The sequence below is a fragment of the Gemmiger sp. An50 genome, assembly GCF_002161595.1.
In the GTDB taxonomy this organism is placed as follows: Bacteria; Bacillota; Clostridia; order Oscillospirales; family Ruminococcaceae; genus Allofournierella.
In genome coordinates this window covers 1-766 of record NZ_NFID01000044.1, presented here as the reverse complement: position 1 = coordinate 766, position 766 = coordinate 1, and the positions used below count along the sequence as shown (strand labels likewise).

Below are 766 nucleotides of genomic sequence, written 5' to 3'. Positions count from 1 at the left end.
TTCAGGCATATGCACTGCAGGCAGAAAATACTGCACCTTCCCTGCTGAAGAGTGCGATCGAAGGCACCCTGAAGGACGACAATGGTGACCGTGTTGAGTTCCAGCAGTACGGCGACTGAGAAGGAAAACGCATCGGTTCCTGCAGGGGAATTTTATAAGATTCAGGAAAACAGCATCACCGCCGCAAAACCGAATACGAACCCCATCAACGGTACGGATAAAGGCGTTATTTACACCGAGATCCTTCCCGGTGCGACGGTAGCGAAAAACCCGTATGTTACGGTCTCTGCCGACAACGCGCATGCATATGTGTATACATATGTGGAAGGTGTTACCACGAACAGCAATGATCTGCTCTACACTACCTGGTCCGAGGGCTGGGAGCCTGTTGCAGCAGCAGAGCTGAACGGAACTCTTTTGCGCCGTGAGGTTGCAAAGGATGCTGCTGGCACCTATGATGTGTTTACCCAGGTCCATGTGAATTTTGATGCGGACGGTACGGAAGCATTGAACGAGATTTCGATTGGAGCATTTGCACACCAGGCGGACCATGTGGATTCTGACACGGCTGATGCTGCAGCGATTGCTTATTTTGCAAAACAGTGATTGATCATAAAAGGAGATTATTAACATGAAAAAGAAAAATATTTTGACCGCTGCGGTTAGCCTGTCCCTGGTAGCTTGCCTGTCCATCGGCGCTACTCTGGCTTACTTCACCGACAAGAGCGATACCATGACGAACGTATTCACCACCGGTAAGGTTGAT

At 49.7% G+C, this 766-nt stretch carries 2 protein-coding genes; both read left to right on the top strand.

The genetic code is table 11. The annotated features are described in order from the left end of the window. Positions 1 to 81: 81 nt before the first annotated feature. Positions 82 to 606, top strand: a complete 525-nt coding sequence (locus tag B5G03_RS16910) for a hypothetical protein (RefSeq protein ID WP_087182824.1) — start codon at positions 82 to 84, stop codon at positions 604 to 606. Between the two features lie 25 nt (positions 607 to 631). Beyond that, positions 632 to 766 (top strand): TasA family protein (locus tag B5G03_RS18205; protein ID WP_140401743.1); only part of this gene is annotated, 135 nt, incomplete at its 3' end.